This window comes from Oligoflexus sp., from assembly GCF_035712445.1.
GTDB lineage: Bacteria > Bdellovibrionota_B > Oligoflexia > Oligoflexales > Oligoflexaceae > Oligoflexus.
In genome coordinates, this window is sequence record NZ_DASTAT010000077.1 from 1 (window position 1) to 25,970 (window position 25,970).

Below are 25,970 nucleotides of genomic sequence, written 5' to 3' on the forward strand. Positions count from 1 at the left end.
GAACGGCGATAATCGGCGTCGACTTTTTCAGATCGCGCGCGATCGAATCCAGGCCGCGCGAAGCCTCTTCGATCAGCACCGCAAGGGAATCGAAGCAGAGGTCTCCGAGCTTATCGGTCATGGCTTTCAGGGTCTGCTCCTGCTGCGGACTCACGGATGCAGGGGGAATGGTCTGCAGGAAATAAAGGGTCTGCTCCAGTTTCGCGCGTGAGATCTTGACCAGCTTTTCCGAACTGTTCCAGCCCAGGCGCTCTTCACCGACCAGCTGATAGTGCTGCAGGATGCGATGTACTTCATCCAGATCCGCCATCAGTTTTCCATCATTCCATTCCACTTCATCCCGCTGGAGCGCCGCATAATACTGCTCGACATCATGCGCCGAGCTCGATATGGATTTTAAGGAGTAGGTGCGGGCGGCGCCTTTGATGGTGTGCATATTCATGAAGAGCCGGCGGATGACTTCCGAGCGGGGCTCGGATTTATTCAGGATGATATCCCGGTTTTCGGCAATGTATTCCTTGGTCTTGGACAGAAAACGCTGGAACTTCTCTTCGGGGATTTGCACGAGTTCGATCAGGATGCGTATGTCCTCCTCCCTTTGTTCAGCAACGGTTTTAAGACGGCGAACTTCGGTGACGTCGCGCAGGCTGACGAGGATTTTCTCGACCTGAGCTTCTTTATTGACGATGGGATTCCAGTCGACTTCGAAGATGCTCTTGTCCCCTTCGGGAGTTTTTTGAAAGCTCAGCTCTTTGACAAAGCTGTCTTCATTCATCTCATAGGCCAGAGTGCTTTCACCCAGGGTGGCATCCAGGGCGGCTTCGATCTGGCTCCTGCTGTCCGCATTCAGATTGGATTGTTTCAAGAGCAGCTGATCCAGGGTTTGACCTGTGATGTCTTCCTTGCCGAGCAAGTGGACCAGATGATCGGAATACTGGTCACCTGCCTGCTTGAAGGGAGGCACCAGGGTGAAAATACCCTGTTTGATATGCTTCAGTATGGATTTGATATCCCGGGTCTGACGCTCGACTTCTTTCTGCAGTTCACGGCCGAGTCGTTCCGATTGATGAAAGGCTTTCGTGAAACGCAGGGCCACGATCTGTGATTGCATCAGAACAAAGAGAGCCACACCATAGGGAAGCACCATGGTGCCTTCTCGTATCTTCATAAGTATGGTGGCGTCATGGGTAAAGGCCGCGAGGAGCATGGCGGAACCCAGCAGAGAAAGAAAGGCGGCTTCTTCCTTCTGACGCCAGGCGCGGGTGACTTGAATGAGAATGCCGAAGCTGAGGACCCAGCCCATCTGAAAAACGCGGAACACCAGGATCGGCATGCTGGTTTGCATGAATACCAAGGGAAAGACAAGCAGAGCCGCGTAGGCCCAGCAGAAGATTTCGAAGGATCGCCAGGACTGCTTCGGAAAGTTGGCTCGAACAAAGCTGTTCAGGGACGCGGCCATGACAGGACCGGCCACGAAGTAAGCGCTGCGATGGAGCCAAAAGTAAAAGCTCGTGGGTTCATGCAGGAATGTTAAAAGATTGGGAACATGGCGCACGTACTGAAAGGCGAGGGCGAAACAGAATATGCCGAGATAAAGGCTGCCGTAATCCGTGCGGCGATGCAGGAAAAGGCTTAGATTGTAGAGTCCGATGATGACGACGATACCCAGGAGGAGCAGGTTGATGATCTTATTGCGTTCCTGGTCACGCTGCAGGTAGGAAAACTCGGAGAATCCTGCGTCGAAGAAGAGCCCGCCCTGGATCCAATGGAAGTTCGCCACCTGAATCAGAACATAAACGGTATCAACGGATGGATCCGTCGGCAGCCTTGCATAGCGGGCGTCCTGCTGCGGTATACTGGTTTCTTCGCTGGTGCCGACCACACCGTTTTCCATGGTCAGGATAATGCGGCTGGGATTTTTCGCATCCAGGATCCAGAGTCTATAGCTGCTGGATGCGAAGGGCATATAGAATGCGAGGTCGGGTATCTTCGTCAGCCCCTGCGCTTCGATCAGATAGGTCGCATAACCCAGGCCACCCACCTCCCGGCCGCTGGCAGGATCTTTGAAATCATTCCAACCGCCGGGGACTTTCAGATAGACCGGAGGCTCGTTCAAGGCCTGAGCCACCTGATCCGGCGTGATCAGCCGCTTCCAGAAAAAACGCCATTCGCCTTTCAGAAGCAATTCCGCTCGTCCGCTGCGCTCGGTGTACTGAGCCACGCCTGGAACAGCAGCCCCAGCTTCCGGCAGCAGCTGCAGCAGGAAAAGAAGTCCCAAGAATACACAATTGAGAAGGGAACCCAAGCGCTTCAAGTCGCAACCTCCAGGCTTACGCTTAGTTTAGCAGATGCACCTGGAAAAGTTCGACCTAGGCAAAACACACCGTAGACAATTATTCCTATTCAATCCCCGGATAGCAAACGCCGCAGGTCATGAGGCAATTGCCGTCTGGGACCATCCAGGATTCGCCGCACTTGTTCCAACTCTTCTGCTGCGCACAGGAAAAATCTTTGTTCGGTGAGCGATCGGAGCATGATACGGGTTCATGGTGCTTCAGGGTTCTCATAAGGGTCGCGTGCTCTTTTAAAATGCCCAGGGTGCTGTGATCGCTATCATAGACACCGTACCAGCCCTGATGTTCATGCGGTGGATCACCGAGCCAGGGATCGCCTGCGCGCCACAGCTCCCCTGGTGCGCGCGGCCGACCTTCACCCGACCAGGCCCAGAAATAGGCGGCATTCAAGGGGACGCCGCTGCGTGCGGCCCGCAGAACTTCATCGAGTATCATACGATAGTATTGATCCCGCCAGCTGACAGGACTGTCCGCGGCATAGCTGCGTTGATCGCGCGCCAGGCCGAATTCTTCGAGAACCATCGGTTTTTTAAGGGCCTGGGCTTTGGCGATATGCGTGCGGATGTAGTGAAGCGTTTTATCCCAGGCTAAAGAGAAAGTCGTCTCGGGCTGCAGAGGATCATACCAGCCAAAGTTTTCAGGCCAGATGTGTATGGTTCCGTAATCAATGTTGCGGAAGTCGTGGTCGATATAGTAATCGCTGTTCGAATACTGAGGATGGGGCGTGTCGCCTTCAGCCCCAACGGTGATCAGTTGTTTGGGGGCCAGTTTTCGGATCAGGGTGGAGCTGGTATCGATCCATTGGTAGAAGGCCGCTGCTTGATTCATGGCGCGCGGCTCACTGCAGAGTTCCCAGGCCATGATCGTGGGATCATCGGCATAAGCAAGGCCGGTTAGCGTATTGGTGCGGCTTACCAGGGTGCGGACATGGTCTTCATAGAGCTTGCGCGCCGGGGCATAGGCATAGAAATTGGCCACGAATTTTTGATAGGAATCAAAGTCACCGTCGAGGGGTGGCGGGTAGGGGATGCGATCAGCGAAACCGCTCCAGACGAGATACTGGCCAAGGCCTCCTGACCATTCCCAGAAATTGCCGAGGGCCAGCACCGCCTTCATCTCGCGTTTTTGCAGTTCCACGAGCAGGAGATCCAGACCTTTCAGGAGGGCTTCATTATAGACGCCGGCCGCGTTTTGCAAAGAGGGGCGTATGCGAATGGGTTCTCCGTCCGGTCCTTCGCTGCCGGCGAGAATTCGCAGATTGGTGACGCCTATTTCTTTCAGCCGGTCGAGTTCACGGCGCAGGCGGGCCTGGGCTTTGGCGTCGCTGGCATCCCCGAGATTCATGCCGTACCAAAAATTGGCTCCTAAAAAGTGATAGGGCTGGCCCTGAAGATAAAACTGCGTGCCGCGGACTTCAACGAAATCGCCTGGCATGGGGCCCGCCCACGCCAGGGATTCGAGGATCAGGGTGCAGAGTAGAATCCATAGTTTCATGCTGACGCCTCCTGTGGGTTTCTGCGGGAATGTAGCAGAAGGAGGGGGCCAGCGCTTTACAAACCTTTTTTGACTTCTTCCAAAGCGCCAACTGTGAGCGAAAGGAGACTGTTATTCATAAAGGGCTTGTAGGCTTCGGCGTGGGCCATGGCTTCCCTTTGGCTGATATTATAGATCCGCCAGCACGAAGACGGATGGCTGGCCGCACCACGTGGAGGCAACTGGCCCTTTGCTTGCAGCGCGCTGCATTCTCCATCGCTGCGGCTCTGGGCCATCAGAACATTATGAATGGATGTGAAGCGATCCGGTCGAAAGCCTGCCCGCAAATAAAACTCATAACCAACCTCATCCGCCTCCTGCTCCTTCCAGTTGCTTGCCGCACCAGGACCGTCCTGAATCAAATCCTCGCGCGGGATGTCCCTGAGAGCCTGATTCAACTCGCTCATACGGCTGCGAACAGCCATGAGTTCAAGGTCGCTGCGATCCAAAATAGGTATGATATCGTTCCAGGTTGCGTTTTTCTCCATGACCGCGCGATCATCATCATCGTATTTCAGATGATCCCGAAGGCTTGTAACATCATCCAAAAGCCCGGCTTTTTCCTGCAGGGTGGGACCGACTTTAGTGAGCAGGCTCCGCATGTCCGCGACGATAGACTTGAGCCAGACAGCCCCTTTCAAAGCCGCGATCGCATCCAGAAGCGTCGGGTCCTTTTTCAAAGCCGCGATCAGATCAGGATAGAATGCAGCCTTGCCTTCTCGATATTCATCCTGTTTTTTTGCGAGCTCGGCTTTCAGTTCGGTGACCTTGCTGCCGGCCACCACCTTTTCATGCTCCAGGTCATAGCGGTGATCCATGGTGATATGCGCCAGCTCATGGGCCAGCACCGCGGCTATATCCGCGTCATGGTCCACGGCCATGATAAGGCCCTTGGTCAGATGGATTTCACCATTTTCAATATAGGCGAGGCCGTTGATCTCATCGTCCTGATCGAGGCGCAGGCAGAAGTTCGCAGGAGCCAAGGGGCCCTGAAAAGTTCCACTGTTGGACGTGACCAGTTTTTGAAAGAGGGTTTGCATATAGAGGATGGCGGGAGCGTTTGCATCTCCCTTTTCGCAGGCCTTCAAGGCCGCCCGAGGGCGCGTGGTTTGACCGAAGGTGTGGTCGAGCGAACTGGACTGGGACGCGGGTTGACAGGCGATCTGAAGCTGAAGACTCGATAAGCATAGGAAAAGGCGCGTGGTTCTTCTCATAAGTGGGCCGCTCCAGCAGAAGTTGGGCGCGTTATCGGCACTTTTTGAGAAAGCTTGAGGGCCAGGAACGGAAAAAAGTCCGTCCTGGCCCGGTTTTTTTAAGAAAGACTGGTTCCGCTTACGAGCAGCGTCTCCAGGTCAGACCGAAGACCTGCGTGATCTGGCCGTCGATGGAATCGTTGGTGATGAAACCGCGAGCTTCAGGATAATAAGCGCTGTTGGTGTTGGCGACGCGGATTTTTGTGTTCAGGTTCAGCGCACGGCTGACACCGCAGGGCGACCAGACGGTGGTGGCCAGGCCCACGCTATCGGAATACACGTAATCGCTTTCATAGGGACCGCTCATGGTCGAAGCGAAGCGGCTGGTGCGGCCTTGGCCTTCGAAGGAGTAATCCACCGAGTGCTCGGCCTTCACGCCTTCGTCGAGCTGCATGAAGCCGCGGTAGTAGAAGTTCGCGACCGAATACTGCCAGCCGGCCGGGATGTTGAGGGTGACAGTCGCTATACAGTTTTTGCGGCCTTGAGTCAGGCTGATTCCAGGGCCGGATTCCGCGATGAATTCGGAGAACGTGAGGGTGAACGCCTGCTTGTCTTCCGACACGTTTTGCGCGACGGTGCCCAGCGGGCAGCCTGTGCCGTTATATTGAATTTTTTGAATGGTGATGGGCTCGGAAGGGGCCAGGACGGGAATGGTATCGACAGGGTTCACGGGCAGTCTTTCTTCAGCGAAAGCAGCAGAAGCCGTGAGAAGAGACAACGCAAGAGCAAGACGACTCGTTCCAACGATCATGAAGAACCTCTCTTTCGAAAGTTTGATGTGGAGAAATTTCCTGTCTCCATATTCCAACGCTTGAGTTTTTTTTCAAGGTAATTGCTTCTGATGATGGGGTTTGTGTTCTGTCGTCAAAGGAACAGAGGACAAGGCTTTGACCGTAAGATTTACTAAGATGCCGCCATCCCCTCCATCGTGTTAAGATCCCGCGCAGTGAACAGGAAAAATTTTCCAAAAAGGGGAACGCATGAGTTATCAACTGGAACAGTATCGGCAGTATTATCGGGACAAGGTCATTCCACACGTCTACTCAGGGCCGCTGCATTTAACCTTCACGATGACGAGTCTTTCCGTCACTGCCGTTCTTTTATTCAGCCGCGTGCAAAATCCAGCATGGAGCGAGCTGCTCCTCGTTCCCCTCATGCTCCTGCTCGGTGAGCTGGTCGTTTTCGTGATTCACAAATATCCTTTGCATAGGCCGCTGCACTTTGTTGCGCCGTTTACCTTCAAGATCCATGCGCTGCAGCATCACCGCTTCTTTACGGACGCCTGCGTGACCTGGCGGGATTCCCGGGATTTTCACATCATGCTGTTTCCGCCTTTCGCGATCGTGGGTTACATCACCGTGGGCGCTCCTTTGCTCTTTGGTCTTTTTTATCTGCTGCTGGGCCTGAATGCCGGTTACCTCGCGGCGGGTATGGGTGCGGTTTACTTTTTACTTTATGAGCTGGTGCATTTTTGCTCGCATCTGCCCGAGGATCATTGGGTGATGCGCTTCGGCTGGATGCGTTATCAGCGGGAATTCCACCGGCTGCATCATGATCCGCGCTTCATGGCGAGCCATAACTTTGGTGTGGTTTACCCGCTCTGGGACTTCGTTTTCAGGACGGCCATCAGACCCGCGCCAGCCCCACGCAGGGCCACAGCAGACCTGTAGTGACAGCCAGTAAGGCGGCTCCATCCAACCCGGGGGAGGAGCGCCGAAGCGTGTAATTCATGATTCCCATGCTTTACACGGAAGTCGTGAGAATATTTTCTTAAAGTTTCAAGATTAGAGTTTGAAATTTTTCTGGAAGGAGATATCGCAGTTGATAGTTGGCTTTTTGGTGGAAACAGAGGATTAGGTCCTTCTATCTCCGGGAACCCGGAGCCTTGCAATATCGACAAAGCAGACCCCGACGCTCCATTTGGAGATTTGTGAGGGCATCATGTAAAACCTGCATCAAGTTTTTCCTTTGGATTACCCGGTATTTTCCGGTGGTCGCTACCTCAGGGCGTTCGATCATCTTCATGATATCGATTTCCCCGCTAGCTGTGTTACAGGCGCTGGTCGTATCAAGCTCATCTGGATGGCATTTTATGTCTTTCTCGTCTTGTCTTCGTCCTATCATGGTGAGTGATGCCTGGGATAAAGTTGCTGTTCAATCTGAAATGGACTGGCGCGGTAATTCTTGTGGCCCTCAGGGCGCTATTAGAAGCAGCGTTAGCAGTTATAGCAATGTCACTAAAGAATAGTTGTTTAAATTATTGAGCCTTTTGAGGCTCCAAGGTCAATTCGATTTCTGCACCACCCCTTAAGATCTTAAGGGTGACAGTAGCGTCGCTTTTTAGAGTCTTCAAGAGTTCGACGACTGATTCAGCATTTTGTAGTGCCTTGCCGTTGATTGATTCGATGATATCATTGTTCACAAGTCCTGCTTTGGCATAGATCGAGTTTTCTCGAATGCGGGTAATACGAAATCCTTTGATCTCGCTGTTCTCAAAGTTGGGCTCCGCCTTGGCGTCCATGAGGGCCTTTGGCTTTTGAGCTGTGTCAGCAAAGCTTGCCAATGAATAGGAGAACGTCATGGTCAATGTTAGTGCTGAGTACAGAATGATCACTGCAAGCTGAGCAGGTTGGAGATGGTGCCTCATCCTATTTCTAAGCCTCCGCGTTTTTTTTGTCTGAATCTTTTTTATCCAGACTACACTGCCTTTCCAGGACTTTTCGGATTCTTGATAGCTCGGTAGCGATCTGAGCGACCAACGGCATAAGAAGAATAGCGGCAAACATTACGGTATAATCAGACATTTGATGATCCTTGGTTAAGGCTTTTTTGAGGCATGTGCCGCATGACAGCAATCTCGTCGGTTGGTCGATGTTCAGGTTGAAACATCGATGTCATTCTCTTGCGGGAGGATGTCCATGCTCCCAAGGTGAAGCTCACCCACGGAAGTGGTCGAACTTTATCTCGACAAATGGGGACTTCTGAAAAGTGAGGAGTCGGGACAGACAGTCTTAGTTTCCGGATTTCAGCATTTCTTCCTGCTTCGCTACGGCCAGGTCCAACACTGCCAGATAATATTCGAAGGCCTGCGATGCAAGGCCCAATCCTTCCATATCCCCCTTCTCCTGGTCCTTCAGTAGTTTATCTGAGGCATAGCGCAGGCACTGGCCCAAATATATGCGTGTGGGACCATTCTTGAGCGAGTTGAGTTTGTCTGCCGTATCCTGACCCGAAACGAAGAATTCACCAGTCCAAGGGGGTATATTGAAAGAAGCTTCTTCCGGATAGACTCCAAGGTGACCAGGATTGCAAAGTTTACTTGCAGCTTCAGCTCCTTTGAGCCCGCTGGTATGCACGACAAGCTGTGAATGATCCAGGGCAGGGGTCTCACGCTTTTTCCCGGAGCAGGTATAGGCGCACATCAAGCTGGCCGTTAGCATCACAAAAATAGTTTTCTTCAGCATGGTTGGTCCTTCAAAGGGTTCCTTCCGTGGACGTTCTACGCGCTGCAATATTGCATATTTTTAATGCGCCACAAAGACTAGCCATCCCTAAATGGGAAACTAACAGCCGGAAGCAGGATCTTGGTGCCGCGAACCCGAATCTGGGGAAAAACGCAGCGGGCGACAGCCACTTGTTCCATGCGCCAAAACGCGACTCACCTCGTCCTCGTTGGAAGATCAAATAGACCAGCCCCTATCTATCGCGTGCCTGCTCCAGAGCCTCAATCAGGATTTGCAGGTCGACTGCCAAGCTTCACATGATTCACCCGCTCCCCATAAAGGCAGTTTTCATCATGAAATACCTTGTCCGTCTCTTCAAGATTGCCCTTAAAACGCGGATCTTGAGGCCGTTCGTGTGAGTTCACAAAGGCCGCGAGGTCCCAGGCATCCTCATTGCTTATCGTGTTGCCTTTGCCGAGTGGCATGTTGTGCTTGATGAAAGATGCTGCGGTGTTGACCCGATGCATGCCGGCTCCCCAATTGTAAGATTGGGCACCCCAAAGTGGAGGAAACACCATCTCACCCCTTGTCATCTGCCCCTGACCATCGGGACCGTGGCATATAGAGCAGTGATGGGTATAAAGGTTCTTGCCGTTTTCAGGAGAAGGACGGCGTGATGGCTTCGGCAGCTCCGGGTAACCGCGGCCTGGCAACTCCATGCCGGTGGGCGCTCCTTTGGATAGCCAGTAGTTATAGGTCACCAGAGCCTTCATGGCCTCGCTGTCCAGAGCGGGGGCCTTTCCGTTCATGCTGAATTGGAAGCAGCCTTGAATTCTCTCTTCGATCGTATCCACCTTATTCGTTTTCTTTCGATAGGCCGGGTACATGGGATAGGCTGCCCAGAGGGGAGCGGAATTTGCCAGACGTCCCCGATCCAGGTGACAGTTCACGCAGCGCAGAGAATTCCCCACATTGTCTGGCAATTCTTTTGCTGTATTCATAAAAATATCCTGACCACGACGCACCATGCGACCGAACTCCCCAGCGGGAATGTCCTTGTCATCAGGCGCTTCAAAGATAAAGACGGGACCCGGGGTCGCGCCTGGGCTTGTGACCGGGACAGGACGGGACTCTGCCGCAAAAGCCGAAGCCAGCAGTGACAGGCTCAGCATTGGATAGAGGACTATGCCTTTCATATTATGGCTTTCCTTTCACCGATCCAAGATAGTTGGCGACGCTTTTAATCTCGGCGTCGGTAAGTTTATCGGCAATCACTTTCATTAATCCGTTGGGATCCCCTTTGCGGGTATTGTTTTTCCAGGCCGTAATTTGCGCCACGATATAAGTTTGAGGCTGCCAGACAATACGGGGGAACGTGGAGCCAACGCCAAGGCCGTTCGGCCCATGGCAGGAAAAGCAGGCAGGAATCCCTTTATTCCAAAGCCCGACTGTCGCAATTTTTGCTCCCAGCTCATCGGTTGACGCCTTGAACCCTTCGAGAGGTTTGGCCTCCTGATTCGCCAGAAAAGCGGCTGTGAGGTCTGTATCCACCTCATCCATCATCTGAGCGATAGGTTGCATCACCGGATTCATCCGGACTCCACTGCGAAAATTTGCGATCTGCGTTTTGAGATATGCAGCTGGCAAGCCGGCAAGCTGCGGAAAACCTTCGTTGAGCTTGCCCTCTCCTTTTTCCCCATGACAGGGAGCGCAGGGAGTCAAGCCTTTGCCATTCCCCTGCCGCACAATGGTTGAACCATCCTGCTCACGTTCGTTTGCAAAAAAGGCTGTGGGTTTTAGAATGGCAAAGCCGACGATGAGATATTTGAAAAGTTTCACAGAGTTCCTCCCAATCAATCATCAGTACATGTCCCTTTCCCAAATGCAACTGAGGCTGGCTGGCGGAGCCACACCACAGGTCTCAAACCAGGCCGTAGCGACTGAAAGCGCGAAGCCGGGGAAGGAAGACATCGGTGACGATGGCGACTATCAGAAGGGGAAGCACAATACCCAGGGAGAATGTTCCGAGCAGAAGAGTTCCTTCGGCCAACGAACGCCCCTGGCTTGCCACATAGGTCAGTACCCCGCCCAAGATTGTTCCCACGCAAGGCGTCCAGCTCAACCCGAAGAATCGATCTGCCGCATTAAAAACGTAAAGAATGCGCGCATTGTCAAGGGTTCGGCCCACTCGGCACTTGCCGACTATCTCCGCAAGCATTCGCCCTTGAAGGTTCAACGGGAAAATCGCGTTTCGTGCGACCGATTTAGCAGATCAGGTGTGGTCGCAGTATGGGCTGCTCCAAGAGATGTGGACGCTTCCAGGCGACTCGGCAGCTGTCAAAATCCCTAGTTTAGGCGAAATATTCTCGGAGCCCTGATAACCCTCGGTTTGGCCACCGGCATTCTCGATGAAGCTGCGCACCGTATTCGGCGCTCTATGCCCGGGTCGGCATGTGGTCCTGGAAACGCATACGCGAGCAGCTGATCAAACGGACCGACAATCCGGAGGAAAAAAAGGTGTATGTGAACAGGATCTCACGGAAACAAAATTCCGTCTCTTTCTTCTCAACTTGTGACATTGCCTGATGGGATAGTTCTTTCTGACTTGGATGCGTGCCAGTATTATCGGGTTTTAAGGATTTCCAGAAATTGCTGCGCTGGATTATTCTAATGTCACTTTTGACTGGTCAAATCCGAAAGAATCGCGACTGCTGATTAGTCAGCACGCTGTTTATACGGTCGAAAAAGTTGCACTTCCCAAAGTCGAACCTGGATTTAAAAACTCAGACTCGTGTGGCGGGATAAAGGGGTTGCCAATGTTTCCTCCTACGTTCAACGTCTTGAAGAGATTGCATGGAGATGGAGGTAAAAACGGTGGTTTTTCCCAATAGTACTGGAGATTTTTTTAGATACCATACTGTCTATGACAGGTATAATAAGGCGTTTGAAAAGGCTAGTCTGCCAGACAAGGCCACGCATGTTTTACGCCATGGATGGTGCAGACAAATCTTTGACTCGACCAACGGTGATTACGGCATAGCCGGACAGCTGCTCGGCAACACGTTGCGAAACTCTATCGAAACCTATGCACAGCGAAAGAAAAGCGCATTAGCAACTGTGGCGCATGATAGGTGGAGTGGAGTAGGAAATTAGCTAGCTGGTCGCATTTGGTCGCAAATGGCTTCGAAAGAATGTATACAATTGTAAATATTGAGTTTTTGTGTCGCAAATAGAAAACCCATATTTTGCTTGCGACAGCTGGATTCCTTCGATAAATCAGGGATCTCAGTCCCAATACCGATCTGGCCTTGCCGCCCGATCACATAGAGGATGCAGCATTTTGAGAGCAGAATTTCCCATATTCGCCGCTCATCCAGGGCTCGTGTACCTGGACAGCGCCGCGACCAGTCAAAAGCCTCAGATCGTTATTGATCGGATGAATCGTTATTATACGGAAGAAAACGCCAACGTTCATCGCGGTGTTTACGAACTGTCCGAAACGGCCACGCGGGTCTTTGAAGGATCGCGGGCTTATATTGCCTCCGCGCTGAACGCCACGATCGAAGAAACCATTTTCACCCGTGGCACGACCGAAGCCATCAACCTGGTCGCGCAATCGCTCGGCCAGCTCCTTCTGCAGCCTGGAGATGAAATCCTTCTGACTGTGGCGGAACATCATTCCAACATCGTACCCTGGCAGATCGTAGCCGAAAGGCACGGAGCCAAGGTGCGGTTTATTCCGCTGAATAAGGACCGCCGCCTGGATATGCAGGAAGCGGCCCGCATGGTGAACAGCCGCACGAAAATCATGGCCTTTGCGCATATTTCGAATGTGCTCGGAATTGAGCATCCCGTGCACGATCTGATCGCCTTGGCGAAGTCGGTTGGGGCCGCGACGCTTGTCGATGGAGCCCAGGGCATCGCCCATCTGCCGGTGGATGTTCGGGTTTTGGACTGTGATTTTTATGCCTTCAGCGGGCACAAGGTTTTTGGTCCCACGGGCATTGGTGTTCTTTACGGCCGGAAAAGCCTCCTGGATCGCATGCCGCCTTATCAAGGCGGAGGCGATATGATTGAAAAAGTGACCTTGAATGGTTCGACATGGAATTCGCTCCCGAGCAAATTTGAAGCCGGAACGCCGAATATTGCAGGCGCTGTGGGGCTGGGTGCGGCCTTTGAATTTGTGAAGGGCCTCGACCTGGGCAAGACCCTGGCGCATGACAGGGCTTTGGGTCAGATGCTGGTGGATGAGATCAAACGCAGCTTTCCCAAGATGAATCTGATGATCGAGCCGGGCCCGGATTGGATCGGGCTTGTGACCATGGCGCATGAATTCATTCACCCGCATGATCTGGCTGCGATCTGCGACACAGATCAGGTTTGCATCCGCGCCGGGCATCACTGCGCCCAGCCTTTGATGGAGATATTCGGTGTGCCCGCCACGGCTCGGGTCGCGCCTTTCCTTTACAATGATGAGAACGACATCGACCGCTTCGTGGCTGCCCTGCACAAAGCGGAAAAACTTTTCGCTTGAGCACGCGTGGATGAAAAAATCTCAGGACCCGGAATTTAAAGCGATCATCATTGATCACTATAAGAAGCCTCGTTTTTTCGGCAAGCCAGAGAGCGTGCGTTTTGCAGCCGAGGAGCACAATCGAACCTGTGGCGATCACGTTGAACTGTACCTGACGGAAGGGGCAGAACCGGGGAGCGGGAGCTTTCAGTTCACGGGGGCTGGCTGCTCGCTTTGCATTGCCAGCGCCTCGCTGATGACCACGCTTTTGCAGAGTGTGTCGCTGGACGCGGCACGGGACTGTCTGGAGCATTTTCAACGAGTCAGCCGCGAGGGTGTGGATCCGAATGCGGACAGCGTCTGGCAGATCTTTGATGGGCTTCGTGATTATCCGGTCAGGTCGCGTTGCGTGCGTTTACCGTGGCAGGCGCTGGAGAAGATTTTAGGGCAATGGTCTGAGGCAGGGGCAACTTCATGAGTGAATGGATTGCGGTCGGAGCCCTGAAGGATATGCCCGAGAATGTTATCATTCCTTTCTCGCATGCTGCAGAGGATTATATTTTGATTCGACGCGGGGACGAGGTCACGGCCTTTGTCGATCTATGTTCCCATCAGGAGATAAAACTCTCGGAATTCGGTGAGATTCAGCAGGGAGTTTTGATCTGTCACGCGCATGGGGCGGCGTTTGATTGCCATGACGGGAAGGAACTCTGCTTTCCTGCAACGTCCCCGCTTCAGAACATTCCCACAAGATTGAGCGCGGGGCAGGTGGAGCTTTACCTTTAATTGATATGGGTCAGCTGCCTCTTTTCCTGTCGCTTGAAATAAGCCAATCATCTTCGTTCGCTATCCAAAGTAATAATTGAAGTGAGCCGTCGTCCAGGAATAAGTCCTACTTATCCTTCGAATCTCGTGGAGAAAAACGCCGGCCATTCAGCTTCGTATAGGTAAGGCCGAAAAGGCTTTTGACCCCTTTCGACTCATTAGAGGATGAGGCAAGCCATTCAATTCGATGGAAAGGGGCGTTATGAAGTCTCTGCATAACTTCACCAAAACTGTTGTTACGGCCACGGCCATGTTCGTAAGCTCAACAGCTTTGGCCACCTCCTTCATCCAGCTGGAACCCGCAAGCAAGGCTCTTACTGTCGAAGTTGAAAACGGCAAGGTGATGCCTGAAGGCACCAAACTTCAGATCACAGGTTCCAAGAATAAATTAAAAGCAACCTATGTGTGGTTCGATCTGAGCCGCTTCTCCAACGCGAATGAAATCGAATCGGCGACGATCGGCCTTTATCCGAACAACAATTCGGGTGACGGTACCATCTATGTGGTCAAGGCTTCAGCGCCTTGGAGTTACCGCAAGCCGAACTGGAACTGGGAAGCGGATCGGGCTTTTCTGAATGATTATAACTGGGAATCGCGCGCGATCGGTGCGATCTCGATAGAAGGCAATGCGAACAAGAAGATGATTGAAGTTCCTATCACGGCCTATGTGAAGGAAGCGATCAGCACGGGTAAGAACTATGGTCTGATTTTCGTGACCAGCGATGATGTTTCGGTGCAATTCGCGGAAGAAAGTGAGTATGGATTGGCTCCTGGTACTTACCTTTCGCAAATGTCCAAAGTTCCTCTCTTGAAGGTGAAGCACGGATTCCGATGGGGAGGCATCTCGGGGTCGCAAGGTCCTGCAGGGCCTATGGGTCCTGCTGGTCCGCAAGGTCCTCAGGGTCCGCAAGGTCCCAAGGGTGATAAAGGTGACAAAGGTGATGTGGGTCCTATCGGTTTGCCCGGTCCCAAGGGTGCGACGGGTTCTGTTGGTCCTCAGGGTCTGCAGGGTTTGAAAGGTGATGCGGGTCCCCAGGGGCCCAAGGGTGAAATGGGTGCGACCGGTCCCCAGGGTTTGAAGGGGGATAAAGGCGATAAAGGTGATGTGGGTCCTCAAGGTCCCAAGGGTGAGATTGGTGCGGTTGGTCCTCAGGGTTTGAAAGGTGATGCGGGTCCTCAAGGTCCGAAGGGTGAGATCGGTGCGACCGGTCCCCAGGGTTTGAAAGGTGATAAAGGGGACAAGGGCGACAAGGGTGAAGTTGGTCCTGCTGGTCCTCAAGGTACGCAAGGTCTTGCGGGTGAGGCTGGTCCTCAGGGTCCGCAAGGTTTGAAAGGTGAGAAGGGAGATAAAGGCGACATCGGTCCGCAAGGTCTGAAGGGTGACAAGGGTGAAGTTGGTCCCCAAGGTCTCCAGGGTGTTGCCGGTGAAATTGGTCCGCAGGGCTTGAAAGGTGACAAGGGCGATAAAGGTGATGCCGGTCCCAAAGGTGATGTTGGTCCTGCTGGTCCTCAGGGTGTTGCTGGTGAAGCAGGTCCTCAGGGTTTGAAGGGTGATAAAGGTGATACCGGTCCGCAAGGTGTTGCTGGTGAAGTTGGTCCGCAAGGTCCCAAAGGTGATATTGGTCCCGCTGGTCCTCAGGGTGTTGCTGGTGAGGCAGGTCCTCAGGGTTTGAAGGGTGACAAGGGCGATAAAGGTGATGCCGGTGCGCAAGGTCCGCAAGGCGAAGCCGGTCCCAAAGGTGATGTTGGTCCTGCCGGCCCTCAGGGTCCGCAAGGTCTTGCTGGTGAAGCAGGTCCTCAAGGTTTGAAGGGTGACAAAGGCGATAAAGGTGACACTGGTGCGCAAGGTCCCAAAGGTGATGTTGGTCCCGCTGGTCCACAAGGTCTTGCAGGTGAAGCAGGTCCTCAGGGTTTGAAAGGTGACAAAGGTGATACCGGTGCGCAAGGCCCTCAGGGTGTTGCGGGTGAAGTTGGTCCACAAGGTCCAAAGGGTGATGTTGGTCCCGCTGGTCCCCAAGGTCTTGCCGGTGAAGCAGGTCCTCAGGGTTTGAAGGGTGACAAAGGCGATAAAGGTGATGCCGGTGCACAAGGTCCGCAAGGTGAAGCCGGTCCCAAAGGTGATGTTGGTCCCGCTGGTCCTCAGGGTGTTGCTGGTGAGGCAGGCCCTCAGGGTTTGAAAGGTGACAAAGGCGATAAAGGTGATGTTGGTCCATCTGGTCCACAAGGTGTTGCTGGTGAAGTTGGTCCGCAAGGTCCAAAGGGTGATGTTGGTCCCGCTGGTCCTCAAGGTCTTGCTGGTGAAGCAGGCCCTCAGGGGCTGAAGGGTGACAAAGGCGATAAAGGTGATGCCGGTGCGCAAGGTCCGCAAGGCGTTGCAGGTGAAGTTGGTCCACAAGGTCCGAAAGGTGATGTTGGTCCTGCAGGTCCACAAGGCTTGAAGGGTGATACGGGTGCGCAAGGTGTTGCAGGTCCAATCGGTCCCGCTGGTCCTCAGGGTCCACAAGGTGTTGCAGGTCCCGTTGGTCCACAAGGTGCGAAGGGTGATACGGGTCCGGCTGGTAAAGATGCGACCGTCACAAAATACGTATCAGCTGGTGATTGCAGCAGCGCGAACGCAGGAAAGATATTCTACGTGGAAGGTTCATCGAGGCTACCAGCCAGCTGGCGAGTTTGTGGATGCGTGAGCACGACATCGTGCTCCTGGTTTCAGTTGAATATGACCGCGATAACACCATAAGTATGTGAGGAGAATTCGATGAGAGCAGCAAACCATCTTTTGACTTCCATCCTGGTCATGGCGGGGCTACTGAATGCCTGTGCCAAGAAAGAAAATACAGAATCCGATCTCTCTTCAATTAGCACGGTTGTGGCGACCTCGGGGGATCTTCCCGAGTGCACATCAAGTATGACTGCACGTGTCTACTGGGTGGAAGATCAGCAAAAAATGCTGGTATGCAACGGTAATGCTTTTGTCGAAATTGTAGGGGAAAAAGGCGAAAAGGGTGATAAAGGAGAAAGCGGCAACACAGGACCGGCTGGCTCGCCCGCAAACTCCGGTGTCTGGGTCTACGATGGCGACTCCAAGCCCATCGGGGTTTTAATGGATGGTAGCCTTGGTCTTATCCTCTTCACCAATGGTGCGTTTGCCAGGATCGACCTGAACACCGGCGATTACCTTCTTCCCGTTCATTCCACGGGCGGCGTGTTAGCTGTTACTCCAAGTCCGTATGCATGCGAGATGACAGCCAGTGATTGCAGCGGTACCTGCTATTCAGAGAAAATTACCCCGCGCGGTACAATCATGAGGGCATCACCCACAACTTTTTACTTGGCCACAGGAACAGAAGCCCTTGTCAGTAATGCCAGTGTTCGAGCAGGCTATAAACCTGATGGAACATGTACGGACTATCTTGGTTCGGTTCAGATTAATGCTTATGCGTTTACAACAATCTACGCCTTCCCCGAAGGCATCACACTGCCCCTCAAAACACCCTTATCTTTCGGTTTCAAAACCGAAGAATAATCTGATAGCTCTCACGAATAATAAACCCCGTCTCACCACGGGGTTTTTCCGTTCATACAGGCGATCCGAACCGGGCATTATCCCCGTGGAGCCAGCCAGGCCCAGAAGCCATTGAATTTATATTCACAATAAAGCTGTCCGCTATCCGAACCGCCACCGATCCCGCCGTCCGTGTCCGCGAGGCATACAGCTTCAGAAATGGAACCCGAACCAGGGTACGACGTCGCGCGGTGATTATTCTTCCCGGCATCAGGGACATAGAGACGCCCGACCATGGGTGGGTTTTGATAGAGTTCCGTAATCACACAATTCGGAGCCGCTTCATAAATAGTATAGTCAGCCCGCGTTGCCGTGAACGTCGACCAATCGGACTTGCCTTCACGCATGGTTAAACTGCCCGAAGCGACAATCTTATTTTGGCGAACGGAAAAGGAAATCGAGCTATCTATCACCGGATTATTGCCGCCCATATCGTTGTCACCGACACCATTATGATAAACATACATACGGGGGTAGGTGGGAACGACCCACTGCCAGCCGCCGCATTCATTGGAAAACGCCGGGGCGCTGAAGCTGGCAAGCAAAACGGCAAAAACGAGCTTTTTCATACTTATCTCCAGATAATATTCAAGTCACGCAATAGAAAACGTTGCGTCATCACTTTTGCGTCACGAGAGAAAAGAAAATCCGGATTCGACCAAGGAACGGGTTCAGGTGCGGTAATTTTATTTGCAGTGTAAGGGGCTTACGTCAGGGTGGGCACAAAAAAGCCCCCGCGCTGGCGCGCGAGGGCAGGCAAAGTCGGAGTATGGGACTCACATCACAGTCTGGCAACCCGTCCTGATTCTTGTTCAGGAGCCGTACCTTGTTTCTCGTCAAGGTCGAGCCCAAGAGCATGCTTCAGCACCTCTTCAACACGACTGACAAAGATAAATTCCAATTCATCACGCACTTCCGTCGGCACATCCTGGATGTCCTTGCGGTTGCGTTCGGACATCAGGATCTTCTTGATCCCAGCCCGGTGCGCCGCAAGAACTTTTTCCTTGATGCCGCCCACCGCTGTCACCGCGCCGCGCAGGGTGATCTCACCCGTCATCGCGAGACTCGGACTCACGGGCCGCTGCGAGAACAGCGAAGCCAGTGAGGTCAGCATGGTCACACCCGCGGAAGGTCCATCCTTGGGAATCGCCCCGGCCGGAACGTGAACGTGCACATCCGTTTTCTCATAATCATGCTGCGTTTTCAGGCTCGGCAAGAGCGAACGCACATGGGTCATCGCGATCTGGACCGATTCTTTCATCACCTCGCCCATCTGTCCGGTCAGAGTCAGCTGACCCTTGCCCGGCATGGCCTTGGCTTCGATGAAAAGAATATCCCCGCCCATCGGCGTCCACGCAAGTCCTGTCACCACACCAGCCGGCATATGGGTTTCCGCCAGCTCCAGGGTGAAGGGCTCAGGACCCAGCAGCCGCTCCAGATCACTCGCCTTCAAACAGATGCCGCCTTCACTTTGGATGATGGCTTCTGTTGAACCACGAATCAAAGCTGCGAGCTTCCGCTTCAACTCCCGCACACCCGCTTCACGGGTATAATGCGATATCAGACGCAGAAGAGTCTCATCCGCCAGCGTCAGCTGGGTGGGCTTCACGCCATGCGCTTCCAACTGCTCGGGCCACAGATGCTGCTTGGCAATGTGCAGCTTCTCGGCCGTCGTATAACCCGCGATCGAAATCACTTCCATACGATCGCGCAATGGACCCGGTATGGATTCCAGACTATTCGCAGTCGCGACAAACATCACCTGCGAAAGGTCATAGGGAACTTCCATGAAGTGGTCACGGAAACTATTGTTTTGCTCCGGATCGAGCACTTCCAAAAGCGCCGCCGCCGGATCCCCGTTGTAACTCTGCGAGAGCTTGTCGATCTCGTCGAGCAGGAACACGGGATTGTTCTGCTTGCATTGTTTCAGAGCCTGGATAATGCGGCCCGGGCGCGAACCGATATAGGTCCGGCGATGACCACGGATTTCCGCTTCATCCCGCACACCGCCGAGGCTCGCGCGCACGAAGTCGCGGCCCATGGATTCCGCGATGCTGCGGCCCAAGCTGGTTTTACCGACACCCGGAGGTCCGACCAAAAGCAGGATCGACCCACGGAAATTTTCTTTCAGCTTCAGAACCGCCAGATGCTGAACGATTCGGTCCTTCACCTTATCCAAACCATAGTGATGACGGTTCAGGATATCGCGGGCCTTGTTCAGATCTATTTCCTGTTTCGCGCCTGGCTTCCAAGGCAGACTCAGCAAAAGGTCGAGGTAGTTCTGCATGCCCGGGGCTTCGGGCGAATTGCGTTCCAAACCGGCGAGCCTTTGCGCCTCCTCCAGGGCGACCTTTTTCACGTCATCCGGCATGTCCGCATGATCTTCAATGCGCTTGGTATAGCTGTTCTTGGCCATACCCCCTTCACCCAGTTCCTCCTGGATCACGCGCATCTGCTGGCGGAGCATCGCATCCCGATGCTGCTTATTGAATTTATGGGAAACCTTGCGGCCGATCTCGGCGCGGATTTCCAAACTCTGACGCAGATCCTGCATGGTCTCCAGGAGCAGCATCAGGCGGCTGTTCAGCGAAGTCTCGCTCAGAAGTTGAGCCTTGACCGCCACATCCACTTCCAGATGGGGGGCTATCAGGTTCACGAGCAGCTCGGGATCATCAATCGCCCGCAGCATGTCGCCGACCTGTTTCATATTGCCAGGCAAAAAGGCAATAATCTTGTCCGAAAGTTCTTTGATGCTATTCAGATAGGTTTGGACCGTCCCCGTGTCGATATCATGATCGACGACGACCGGAAGGGTACGCACCAGCCAGGCATCATGTTCGTAGGAAATGTCTTCGATGTGGTGGCGTTCCAGGCCACGGACGATAAGCTGCACCTCCTCGTTTTCATTCCCTTTGATGTACTCCACTTCGGCGAGGCAGCTGGTTGTGTAGACTGTCTCCATCGAAATGGATTTCTCGGCGTCCTTGCGCGTCACGACGTGAATATTTTTCAATCCACGCGCTTTCATTTCGCGCAAAGCGGCGAGGTTTTTTTCGTCGGTTACCGTAACCGGCATGGCTGTGCTCGGGAAAAGCACAAATTGTGAGGACACCATGGCTGGAACCCAGCGATTCGAAAATTCCGTCATAGACCACCCCAGGTGCTGCGCATCCAATTGAGCCTTGTCGATCGCGCAGGGATCAAGAAAGCCTTCTTCCAAAGATGGAGTCTAAAGGAAATTTGTCAAGGTACGCGTAAAAAAACCAAAGCCCGTCTCTTTGTATAAGTTTTAGACGCATGCTCAAAGGACCCAACGACAGCAGGGCCCATACTTTGGAAAGCTGAATCACAACATTATAATTTCATTGCATTATTTTGCGGGGCGCGGCGGCGAGATCGGCTGTTATGCCATGGTACGGGGATTGCTTCTAACGAAATGCGCTTGGGAGATCAAACTCCCGCTCTCTATGTTGCTCCTGTTGCTCTCTAAGCTGTTGAGGTTTTCCATGCTGAAGCGCCTACTGACGTTTATGCTTTTCTCATTTTCTGCTTTCGCCTGTCGTGAATCTCATCTTGAGGAAGTCAAAAGCTTCCGCTTCTATGTTGAAACCGATCAACCTTCGCTCAAGTATTCGGTCCAAATCCTGGTCGCCGATTACAACCGCCAATTGGGTTTTGAAGCCCTGAGTGTCGTCGATCATAAAGAAGACAGCACTTCGCAGATTCATTTCCGCAAAGGCCTGGTCAATGACGGGCGTAAATTGGGCCTGGGTCAGTGGACAACTTTGCAGAAGCAGTCCGTATCCGGTGCATTCCGTCAAAGCCAAACGACGACTATTGAGTATGGAATGGATCTGATCTTCGACCTGGATAACTTTATGAGCAAGGCTGCCTACATCCAGGATCCTGATTCAGACGCTTATAAGCATCTTTTCCATCTTTTCGCGCATGAAGTCGGCCACGGTATGCAGATGGACCATGCTTCGGATCAAGAAAGCGTGATGTTCCCCAGCATCGCGGAAAAAGGTTCACAAGCCGTCGATTATAGCGCTTACTTCCGAACCATCCGTGAATTTCTGAATGATCCGAACATCGACCTGTCCCGTCCGCGTCACTGGCATGACGATGACTTTGCTCCCTCGGAAGGACACGGTCACGTTCGTTAATTCCCAGGGTATAAGGCGTTGCGCATCAGTTCGATAGCCCTCGCCTCCCACCATACACCGGCAGCGGGTCCCCCGTTGCAGGTTCCGTCCGATACTCCAGGCTCTTTGAGCCACAAGTATGCCTCCAATCCCTTGATTCCTGTTGGAGCCTGAGGCGTTTCGCCGATGGCTCGATTTTTTGGATTGCACCAGGCCTCGCGACTTAATGCTCCCTTTCCATTCCGCGATGTATCCAGAACAAAAGCTTTCCCACCTAACCGTCCCGAAATTTCCTGACCATAGGCAATGCAGTCTTCCGTGGCATAATACTGGCCGACATTGAGCGCAAAGCCGTCCGCAGCCATAACGCCCGCTTTCATCAGGCGGTCGACAGCTTCGCGGACGGAAAGCCAGCCTGGGTATCCGATATCCACAAAGACCAGGGCCCTGGGATTTTTCTTCAGAACGAGAATCGTCTCGGCGATCAGGTTCCAGCGTTCGGTAAGAGCCTCAGCTTTTAGGCAGGCGGTCAGAAGCAAGGCCTCCGGTTCCAAAATCCAGTAGATCGGTGTTTCCCCAAGGCCGCGGACCAGACTTTCGATCCAGGTGCGATAGGCGGCGGGAGCGAGACCCGGCGTTTCATAACGCATGCAGTCCTGCTTCGGCAAAGCCTGGATGACAGCGACAGCATAAACGGTTGAGCCCGCTACGGCCTGAGCAAGACGCGAGGCCTCCGCTTCGGGCTCGGTGGTTTTCGCTGTGAACCAGACCGCGGTCGGTTCCGCGGCGAGCTGCTGAAGCCAGCCGGCCTCCCGCGGCTGCGTGTCTTTCAGCCTGGCCGCGGCTTTTGCAGCCTCACTCTTGGGATTCACATAAAAGCGGCGGCTACCGATTTCTTCGGGAGCCTTGGGCGAAGGGGAGGGCTGCACGGCAGCGGCAGCGCTTGGAGGGGCGGTTTCCGCGCTTTCGGGAGCCGGGACTGCGGCCGGCGTCATGGGTCTTTCGTCGATCGTCTCGCAGCTGAAGAGACTCAAAAGAATTCCGAGCTGGAAGACTAGCCTTGTCATGAATCTTTCCTTTCCGTATGGACCCGCATTCCTTCCATGTTAGCAAATTCTTACGGGAAATATTCCTTGGGCTTTCACCCGGAGATCCTCGACTCTTACCCACCCCTCTGAATTCAACGAGGGGGGCACCGATAAAACTTTTGGTCTGAATTTTTTCAGGCCTTTGGAGGAATGACATGCGACACGCGACCTTATTAAGCCTTTTGCCGGGACTTCTGACCGCCTGTGGTGAAACGGTCAACTATGAAACCCGTGAAAAAATGGCAACAGGTGCGGAGCTGAATGCCGGAGGTCCCGCTTCATCCAATATCGAAGTCGGGGTTCCCGACAGCGCCAATGCCGAGGTGAATCCGTGCTCGACGGCCGCCGTGCAGCATCAAAAAGAAATCCTGCACTTCCCGGAAATCGCCGCCGGCACGACCTGCAGATTTGCAAACGGGGATAATCTTTCGCGGAAGGATGGCTTCATCCGGGCCTATCTGCAACAGAATCAAAGCATCACCCTGCCGAAGGGCGCAAGGCTCTGCGGCTTTTCCATCGAACCGACCGACAGCAGCATGCACTATGATGATGAGATGTTTTTTCTGGTCGAAAACCGCGTGCTGATGGCGACCAAGGATTACACCGAATATTTTCCGAAGGACGGCATCTTTAGCACTTTTAGCTGGGAGTCGCTCCGGAATCAGGTCTATAATCAATTCGATGAGCGCGGACTCTACTGCGTGGGCGGTGACGATGGCTTGAGCGAATGCCAGCTGCCCCCGACTGATACCACAGGCTCGATCGAGCTGAGTATCAGCGCGGAACTCGCCGCGAATCTGGCGACGCTCCTTCAGAATGAAGACGTTTTGAATTTTTCGTGGGTAACGACCGGCGATAACGATGATTCCGATTGTCGCCATACGGATATCAAGATTCCTGTGACCATGCATTATGTTCCGGCGGATGTGAAACCTTGAATGTGCGGATCCTCACTCTTCTGATGCTCGTTTCCCTTCCAGCTTTGGGCGCGCCCCAGGTCTGGATGGGAGCCTCGGGCGGCTATACGCACATCGTGCCGGATGGATCCGGTCAAACCTCGAAGAACGGTTATCACCTCTTTTTGGACGCCAGCGCGGAAACCACCACCGACGCGTGGACACTGGGTTTAGGCGCTGGTTTTTTTTACAGCCGCGTTTACAGTGATGGCGAACGCGATTTTCCCACCGAAGATCCTGATATCGTTCGTGAGCAAAGAAATCTGCGCATTGAAACGCGAGCTGGCTCGGCTCATCTTGCGGCCCGCTACCGCCTGTGGGATGGGCATCTGGAAGCCGGACTTTTGGTGCGGAATCTTTTTGGGTCCTCGCTCTCTTTCAGTCAGGATAAGGACAGCAGTCAGAGCAAAATCTTTCTGGGTCCCCAGGTGGTGTTGAAAACCGATGCGCAATCCGCGTGGATGCAAAGAGTCGATTTAAGCCTGACGACGGACATGAATGTTCCGAAGCGTCGGGTTTATTTTCTGGCGGCGGGTTTTGCCCTGGGCCGCAGCTGGCCCGTGACGGAAACGCCTCCTTCGGCGCCTGCTCCGAAGGAAGGGGAGCGTTTTGAAGAAGTGCTGGCGGACAAGGTCATCAATTTTCCCAGCGGAAAATCCGAACTCCAGGAACCAGCCGCCACCTTCCTGAAGGAACTCGGACAATTCCTGAAGCAGCATCCTGAGCACTGGCAGAGCATGACCGTCGAAGGTCACACCGATAAAAAGGGAAAATTCGATTACAATATGAAGCTCTCCCAGGACCGCGCCGATGCCGTGCGTCGTGTCATCCTGGATCAAGGCAACAGCAAAGACCGTGTGCAGGCCCAGGGCTTCGGTCCGACCCGGCCTTTGAAAGACGGCGACTCACCCGAAATCCTCGCCCTCAACCGCCGCGTTGTGATTGTCTTTACCATCAACAGTCGCGAGGGTCGCAACCAGGTCAGCGCGGAAATTAAGCGTCTCCGTCAGAAGTATTTCGGAGAATAATTCACCCGCCTTGCTTTTATGCTCCATAACCAATTGAAATCAAAGCTTTATCCAAGGCCAATAGTTGGATTTAATTACTATTTGTGTATTTGGCAATTTTGGGATAGGAAAGGACCAAATGCGACAATTGCGACCGAGCGGGAGGTGTTCCGGCCATGAGAGAAATGTCACCCAAATTCGAAGCGGTGCAAACGGCTGTTAAACGATACTTTGAGCGCTTTCCGCGTGTCAGTATCAAAGCCCTGTCGATGCGAACCGGGGTTCCTTACGCAACTCTGCGCCGCATTTTGCAGGCCGAAGTCAACGACATCAAAGATGAAACCATTTTTAAATTGATTGATCGGGTCATGCTCCGCGAGGATCGGATGAGTTTTATCCGTGACCACTATCCGGCGCTGGCCAAAGTCGTTGCGGAGTATCCCGAACAAGGACTCGACGACGACGGATCAGTGGCCATGCTCAAGAAGTTCCGTTACATGGATCCCCACAATTTCATCATCAAGTTGGCTCTGACGACCGCCGGAACCACGCGGGATGATGTGCAGCGCCTGACCGGAGAGCGGGGCATCCTGGCTCTGGAAGAGATGATAGACGCCGGTTTGATCATCGAAGAACGGGAGATTCTGCGCGTTCATGGCAACGGCTTCCGCCTGATGGATCTGGATGACATTCAGCATCAAATACAAAAAGACCTGCATTATTTCCCGCGCAGCATGGTGGGAACTCAGTACGCCCGGATTGGACATATGTCGGAGTCGGTGACCAAGGAAGCCCTGGCGCGCATGGTGGCCATGAGCGGCGAGCTTCTGAAAAACATCGAGCAGACCAAGGACAGCGAAACCGGAACGATACCATTTTTCTTTGACATCATGATTGGAACCTATGACCGCCACACTTTGATTGGGGATCAGGAATGAAACTCGGGCACACACTTTCGAAACTGACTCTATGCGTCGGCCTTTGTTCGGCTGTCACGGGCTATGGTCGCGGCGGCGAGACAGGGACCCTGGATAAGGAACCTGATGCCCCTGATCTGAGCACCACGCTGGAAGTGAGTCGGGCACCCCACCGTCCCTGGGCCCCTTACTATCTGGGTTACGATCAGTTCCGCCGTCTCCGGGCGCGGCTCAGTCTTCAGCCTTTGGCGCCGATTCCCGGCTGGGATAAAAAGCGGGCCTGGCGTTATGAGGATCGCTATTTTTCGGAAGATAGCGAATTTGAAATACTGCCGCTCGTCACCGACCCCATCCGCTGATGAAAAAACAGAGCC

At 53.5% G+C, this 25,970-nt stretch carries 23 protein-coding genes; 11 read left to right on the forward strand and 12 right to left on the reverse strand.

Going from position 1 to position 25,970, the window contains the following annotated elements; all coding sequences use genetic code 11:
* From VFO10_RS17520 to VFO10_RS17535, 4 genes are all read right to left on the reverse strand, one after another.
* A partial coding sequence (locus VFO10_RS17520; RefSeq protein ID WP_325142507.1) for a 7TM diverse intracellular signaling domain-containing protein occupies positions 1-2,314 on the reverse strand: 2,314 nt, incomplete at its 3' end.
* Between the two features lie 85 nt (positions 2,315-2,399).
* The gene (locus VFO10_RS17525) at positions 2,400-3,848 is read right to left on the reverse strand and encodes a hypothetical protein (RefSeq protein WP_325142509.1); all 1,449 of its coding nucleotides are present in this window, start codon (positions 3,846-3,848) and stop codon (positions 2,400-2,402) included.
* 56 nt (positions 3,849-3,904) lie between these two features.
* Positions 3,905-5,101, reverse strand: coding sequence for a M48 family metalloprotease (locus tag VFO10_RS17530; protein WP_325142511.1), 1,197 nt, complete (start codon positions 5,099-5,101; stop codon positions 3,905-3,907).
* 118 nt (positions 5,102-5,219) lie between these two features.
* Positions 5,220-5,891, reverse strand: a complete 672-nt coding sequence (locus tag VFO10_RS17535) for a DUF4360 domain-containing protein (RefSeq protein ID WP_325142513.1) — start codon at positions 5,889-5,891, stop codon at positions 5,220-5,222.
* Between the two features lie 229 nt (positions 5,892-6,120).
* On the opposite strand from VFO10_RS17535, the gene VFO10_RS17540 reads away from it, so the two are divergent.
* The gene (locus tag VFO10_RS17540) at positions 6,121-6,810 is read left to right on the forward strand and encodes a sterol desaturase family protein (RefSeq protein WP_325142515.1); all 690 of its coding nucleotides are present in this window, start codon (positions 6,121-6,123) and stop codon (positions 6,808-6,810) included.
* 587 nt (positions 6,811-7,397) lie between these two features.
* Here the strand turns inward: VFO10_RS17540 and VFO10_RS17545 are convergent.
* The 5 genes from VFO10_RS17545 to VFO10_RS17565 form a co-directional block, all read right to left on the reverse strand.
* Positions 7,398-7,787, reverse strand: coding sequence for a PDZ domain-containing protein (locus VFO10_RS17545; protein ID WP_325142517.1), 390 nt, complete (start codon positions 7,785-7,787; stop codon positions 7,398-7,400).
* A 364-nt stretch (positions 7,788-8,151) separates the two neighbouring features.
* Entirely contained in the window at positions 8,152-8,604 is a 453-nt protein-coding gene (locus VFO10_RS17550) for a hypothetical protein (RefSeq protein WP_325142519.1), read from the reverse strand.
* Positions 8,605-8,864: 260 nt separating this feature from the next.
* Positions 8,865-9,779 (reverse strand): c-type cytochrome, encoded by a 915-nt coding sequence (locus VFO10_RS17555; RefSeq protein ID WP_325142521.1) that lies wholly within the window; start codon positions 9,777-9,779, stop codon positions 8,865-8,867.
* A gap of 1 nt (position 9,780) precedes the next feature.
* Positions 9,781-10,422, reverse strand: coding sequence for a c-type cytochrome (locus tag VFO10_RS17560; RefSeq protein WP_325142523.1), 642 nt, complete (start codon positions 10,420-10,422; stop codon positions 9,781-9,783).
* An 82-nt stretch (positions 10,423-10,504) separates the two neighbouring features.
* Positions 10,505-10,801 (reverse strand): cytochrome c biogenesis CcdA family protein, encoded by a 297-nt coding sequence (locus VFO10_RS17565; RefSeq protein WP_325142525.1) that lies wholly within the window; start codon positions 10,799-10,801, stop codon positions 10,505-10,507.
* A gap of 1,122 nt (positions 10,802-11,923) precedes the next feature.
* Between VFO10_RS17565 and VFO10_RS17570 the strand changes: the two genes are divergently transcribed.
* The 5 genes from VFO10_RS17570 (at position 11,924) to VFO10_RS17590 (ending at position 17,444) form a co-directional block, all read left to right on the forward strand.
* Positions 11,924-13,117: a SufS family cysteine desulfurase gene (locus VFO10_RS17570; protein ID WP_325142527.1), complete on the forward strand. Its 1,194-nt coding sequence runs from the start codon at positions 11,924-11,926 to the stop codon at positions 13,115-13,117.
* A gap of 10 nt (positions 13,118-13,127) precedes the next feature.
* A complete protein-coding gene (locus tag VFO10_RS17575) occupies positions 13,128-13,574 on the forward strand; it encodes an iron-sulfur cluster assembly scaffold protein (protein WP_325142529.1) in 447 nt (148 codons plus the stop codon).
* Positions 13,571-13,882, forward strand: a complete 312-nt coding sequence (locus VFO10_RS17580; RefSeq protein WP_325142531.1) for a Rieske (2Fe-2S) protein — start codon at positions 13,571-13,573, stop codon at positions 13,880-13,882. Before VFO10_RS17575 ends, VFO10_RS17580 begins: the two co-directional genes overlap by 4 nt.
* Positions 13,883-14,123: 241 nt before the next feature.
* Positions 14,124-16,658, forward strand: coding sequence for a DNRLRE domain-containing protein (locus VFO10_RS17585; RefSeq protein ID WP_325142534.1), 2,535 nt, complete (start codon positions 14,124-14,126; stop codon positions 16,656-16,658).
* A gap of 18 nt (positions 16,659-16,676) precedes the next feature.
* The gene (locus tag VFO10_RS17590) at positions 16,677-17,444 is read left to right on the forward strand and encodes a hypothetical protein (RefSeq protein ID WP_325142536.1); all 768 of its coding nucleotides are present in this window, start codon (positions 16,677-16,679) and stop codon (positions 17,442-17,444) included.
* Between the two features lie 77 nt (positions 17,445-17,521).
* Here VFO10_RS17590 and VFO10_RS17595 read toward each other — a convergent pair whose 3' ends face one another.
* Positions 17,522-18,052, reverse strand: coding sequence for a hypothetical protein (locus tag VFO10_RS17595; protein ID WP_325142538.1), 531 nt, complete (start codon positions 18,050-18,052; stop codon positions 17,522-17,524).
* Positions 18,053-18,264: 212 nt separating this feature from the next.
* Positions 18,265-20,631: an endopeptidase La gene (gene lon, locus VFO10_RS17600; protein WP_325142540.1), complete on the reverse strand. Its 2,367-nt coding sequence runs from the start codon at positions 20,629-20,631 to the stop codon at positions 18,265-18,267.
* A gap of 358 nt (positions 20,632-20,989) precedes the next feature.
* Here lon and VFO10_RS17605 point away from each other — a divergent pair, with 358 nt between their 5' ends.
* Positions 20,990-21,649, forward strand: coding sequence for a matrixin family metalloprotease (locus tag VFO10_RS17605; protein ID WP_325142542.1), 660 nt, complete (start codon positions 20,990-20,992; stop codon positions 21,647-21,649).
* Here VFO10_RS17605 and VFO10_RS17610 read toward each other — a convergent pair.
* Positions 21,646-22,695 carry a glycoside hydrolase family 6 protein gene (locus tag VFO10_RS17610; protein ID WP_325142543.1) on the reverse strand — a complete coding sequence of 350 codons (1,050 nt, stop codon included), beginning with the start codon at positions 22,693-22,695 and terminating at the stop codon, positions 21,646-21,648. The two genes, VFO10_RS17605 and VFO10_RS17610, sit on opposite strands and share 4 nt — an antisense overlap.
* Before the next feature lie 176 nt (positions 22,696-22,871).
* Between VFO10_RS17610 and VFO10_RS17615 the strand changes: the two genes are divergently transcribed.
* From VFO10_RS17615 to VFO10_RS17630, 4 genes are all read left to right on the forward strand, one after another.
* Positions 22,872-23,654 (forward strand): hypothetical protein, encoded by a 783-nt coding sequence (locus tag VFO10_RS17615; protein WP_325142545.1) that lies wholly within the window; start codon positions 22,872-22,874, stop codon positions 23,652-23,654.
* 2 nt (positions 23,655-23,656) lie between these two features.
* Entirely contained in the window at positions 23,657-24,700 is a 1,044-nt protein-coding gene (locus VFO10_RS17620) for an OmpA family protein (protein ID WP_325142568.1), read from the forward strand.
* Between the two features lie 155 nt (positions 24,701-24,855).
* A complete protein-coding gene (locus tag VFO10_RS17625; RefSeq protein WP_325142547.1) occupies positions 24,856-25,617 on the forward strand; it encodes a hypothetical protein in 762 nt (253 codons plus the stop codon).
* On the forward strand, positions 25,614-25,955 hold the full coding sequence (locus VFO10_RS17630) for a hypothetical protein (protein WP_325142549.1): 342 nt from the start codon (positions 25,614-25,616) through the stop codon (positions 25,953-25,955). Before VFO10_RS17625 ends, VFO10_RS17630 begins: the two co-directional genes overlap by 4 nt.
* The last annotated feature ends 15 nt before the right edge of the window (positions 25,956-25,970 follow it).

Excerpts from the sequence above, each read along its gene's own strand:
- VFO10_RS17525 (WP_325142509.1), bottom strand. The coding sequence starts at position 3,848 with ATGAAACTATGGATTCTACTCTGCACCCTGATCCTCGAATCCCTGGCG.
- VFO10_RS17530 (WP_325142511.1), bottom strand. The coding sequence starts at position 5,101 with ATGAGAAGAACCACGCGCCTTTTCCTATGCTTATCGAGTCTTCAGCTT.
- VFO10_RS17535 (WP_325142513.1), bottom strand. The coding sequence starts at position 5,891 with ATGATCGTTGGAACGAGTCGTCTTGCTCTTGCGTTGTCTCTTCTCACG.
- VFO10_RS17540 (WP_325142515.1), top strand. The coding sequence starts at position 6,121 with ATGAGTTATCAACTGGAACAGTATCGGCAGTATTATCGGGACAAGGTC.
- VFO10_RS17545 (WP_325142517.1), bottom strand. The coding sequence starts at position 7,787 with ATGAGGCACCATCTCCAACCTGCTCAGCTTGCAGTGATCATTCTGTAC.
- VFO10_RS17550 (WP_325142519.1), bottom strand. The coding sequence starts at position 8,604 with ATGCTGAAGAAAACTATTTTTGTGATGCTAACGGCCAGCTTGATGTGC.
- VFO10_RS17555 (WP_325142521.1), bottom strand. The coding sequence starts at position 9,779 with ATGAAAGGCATAGTCCTCTATCCAATGCTGAGCCTGTCACTGCTGGCT.
- VFO10_RS17565 (WP_325142525.1), bottom strand. The coding sequence starts at position 10,801 with ATGCTTGCGGAGATAGTCGGCAAGTGCCGAGTGGGCCGAACCCTTGAC.
- VFO10_RS17575 (WP_325142529.1), top strand. The coding sequence starts at position 13,128 with ATGAAAAAATCTCAGGACCCGGAATTTAAAGCGATCATCATTGATCAC.
- VFO10_RS17580 (WP_325142531.1), top strand. The coding sequence starts at position 13,571 with ATGAGTGAATGGATTGCGGTCGGAGCCCTGAAGGATATGCCCGAGAAT.
- VFO10_RS17585 (WP_325142534.1), top strand. The coding sequence starts at position 14,124 with ATGAAGTCTCTGCATAACTTCACCAAAACTGTTGTTACGGCCACGGCC.
- VFO10_RS17590 (WP_325142536.1), top strand. The coding sequence starts at position 16,677 with ATGAGAGCAGCAAACCATCTTTTGACTTCCATCCTGGTCATGGCGGGG.
- VFO10_RS17595 (WP_325142538.1), bottom strand. The coding sequence starts at position 18,052 with ATGAAAAAGCTCGTTTTTGCCGTTTTGCTTGCCAGCTTCAGCGCCCCG.
- lon (WP_325142540.1), bottom strand. The coding sequence starts at position 20,631 with ATGACGGAATTTTCGAATCGCTGGGTTCCAGCCATGGTGTCCTCACAA.
- VFO10_RS17605 (WP_325142542.1), top strand. The coding sequence starts at position 20,990 with ATGCTGAAGCGCCTACTGACGTTTATGCTTTTCTCATTTTCTGCTTTC.
- VFO10_RS17610 (WP_325142543.1), bottom strand. The coding sequence starts at position 22,695 with ATGACAAGGCTAGTCTTCCAGCTCGGAATTCTTTTGAGTCTCTTCAGC.
- VFO10_RS17615 (WP_325142545.1), top strand. The coding sequence starts at position 22,872 with ATGCGACACGCGACCTTATTAAGCCTTTTGCCGGGACTTCTGACCGCC.
- VFO10_RS17625 (WP_325142547.1), top strand. The coding sequence starts at position 24,856 with ATGAGAGAAATGTCACCCAAATTCGAAGCGGTGCAAACGGCTGTTAAA.
- VFO10_RS17630 (WP_325142549.1), top strand. The coding sequence starts at position 25,614 with ATGAAACTCGGGCACACACTTTCGAAACTGACTCTATGCGTCGGCCTT.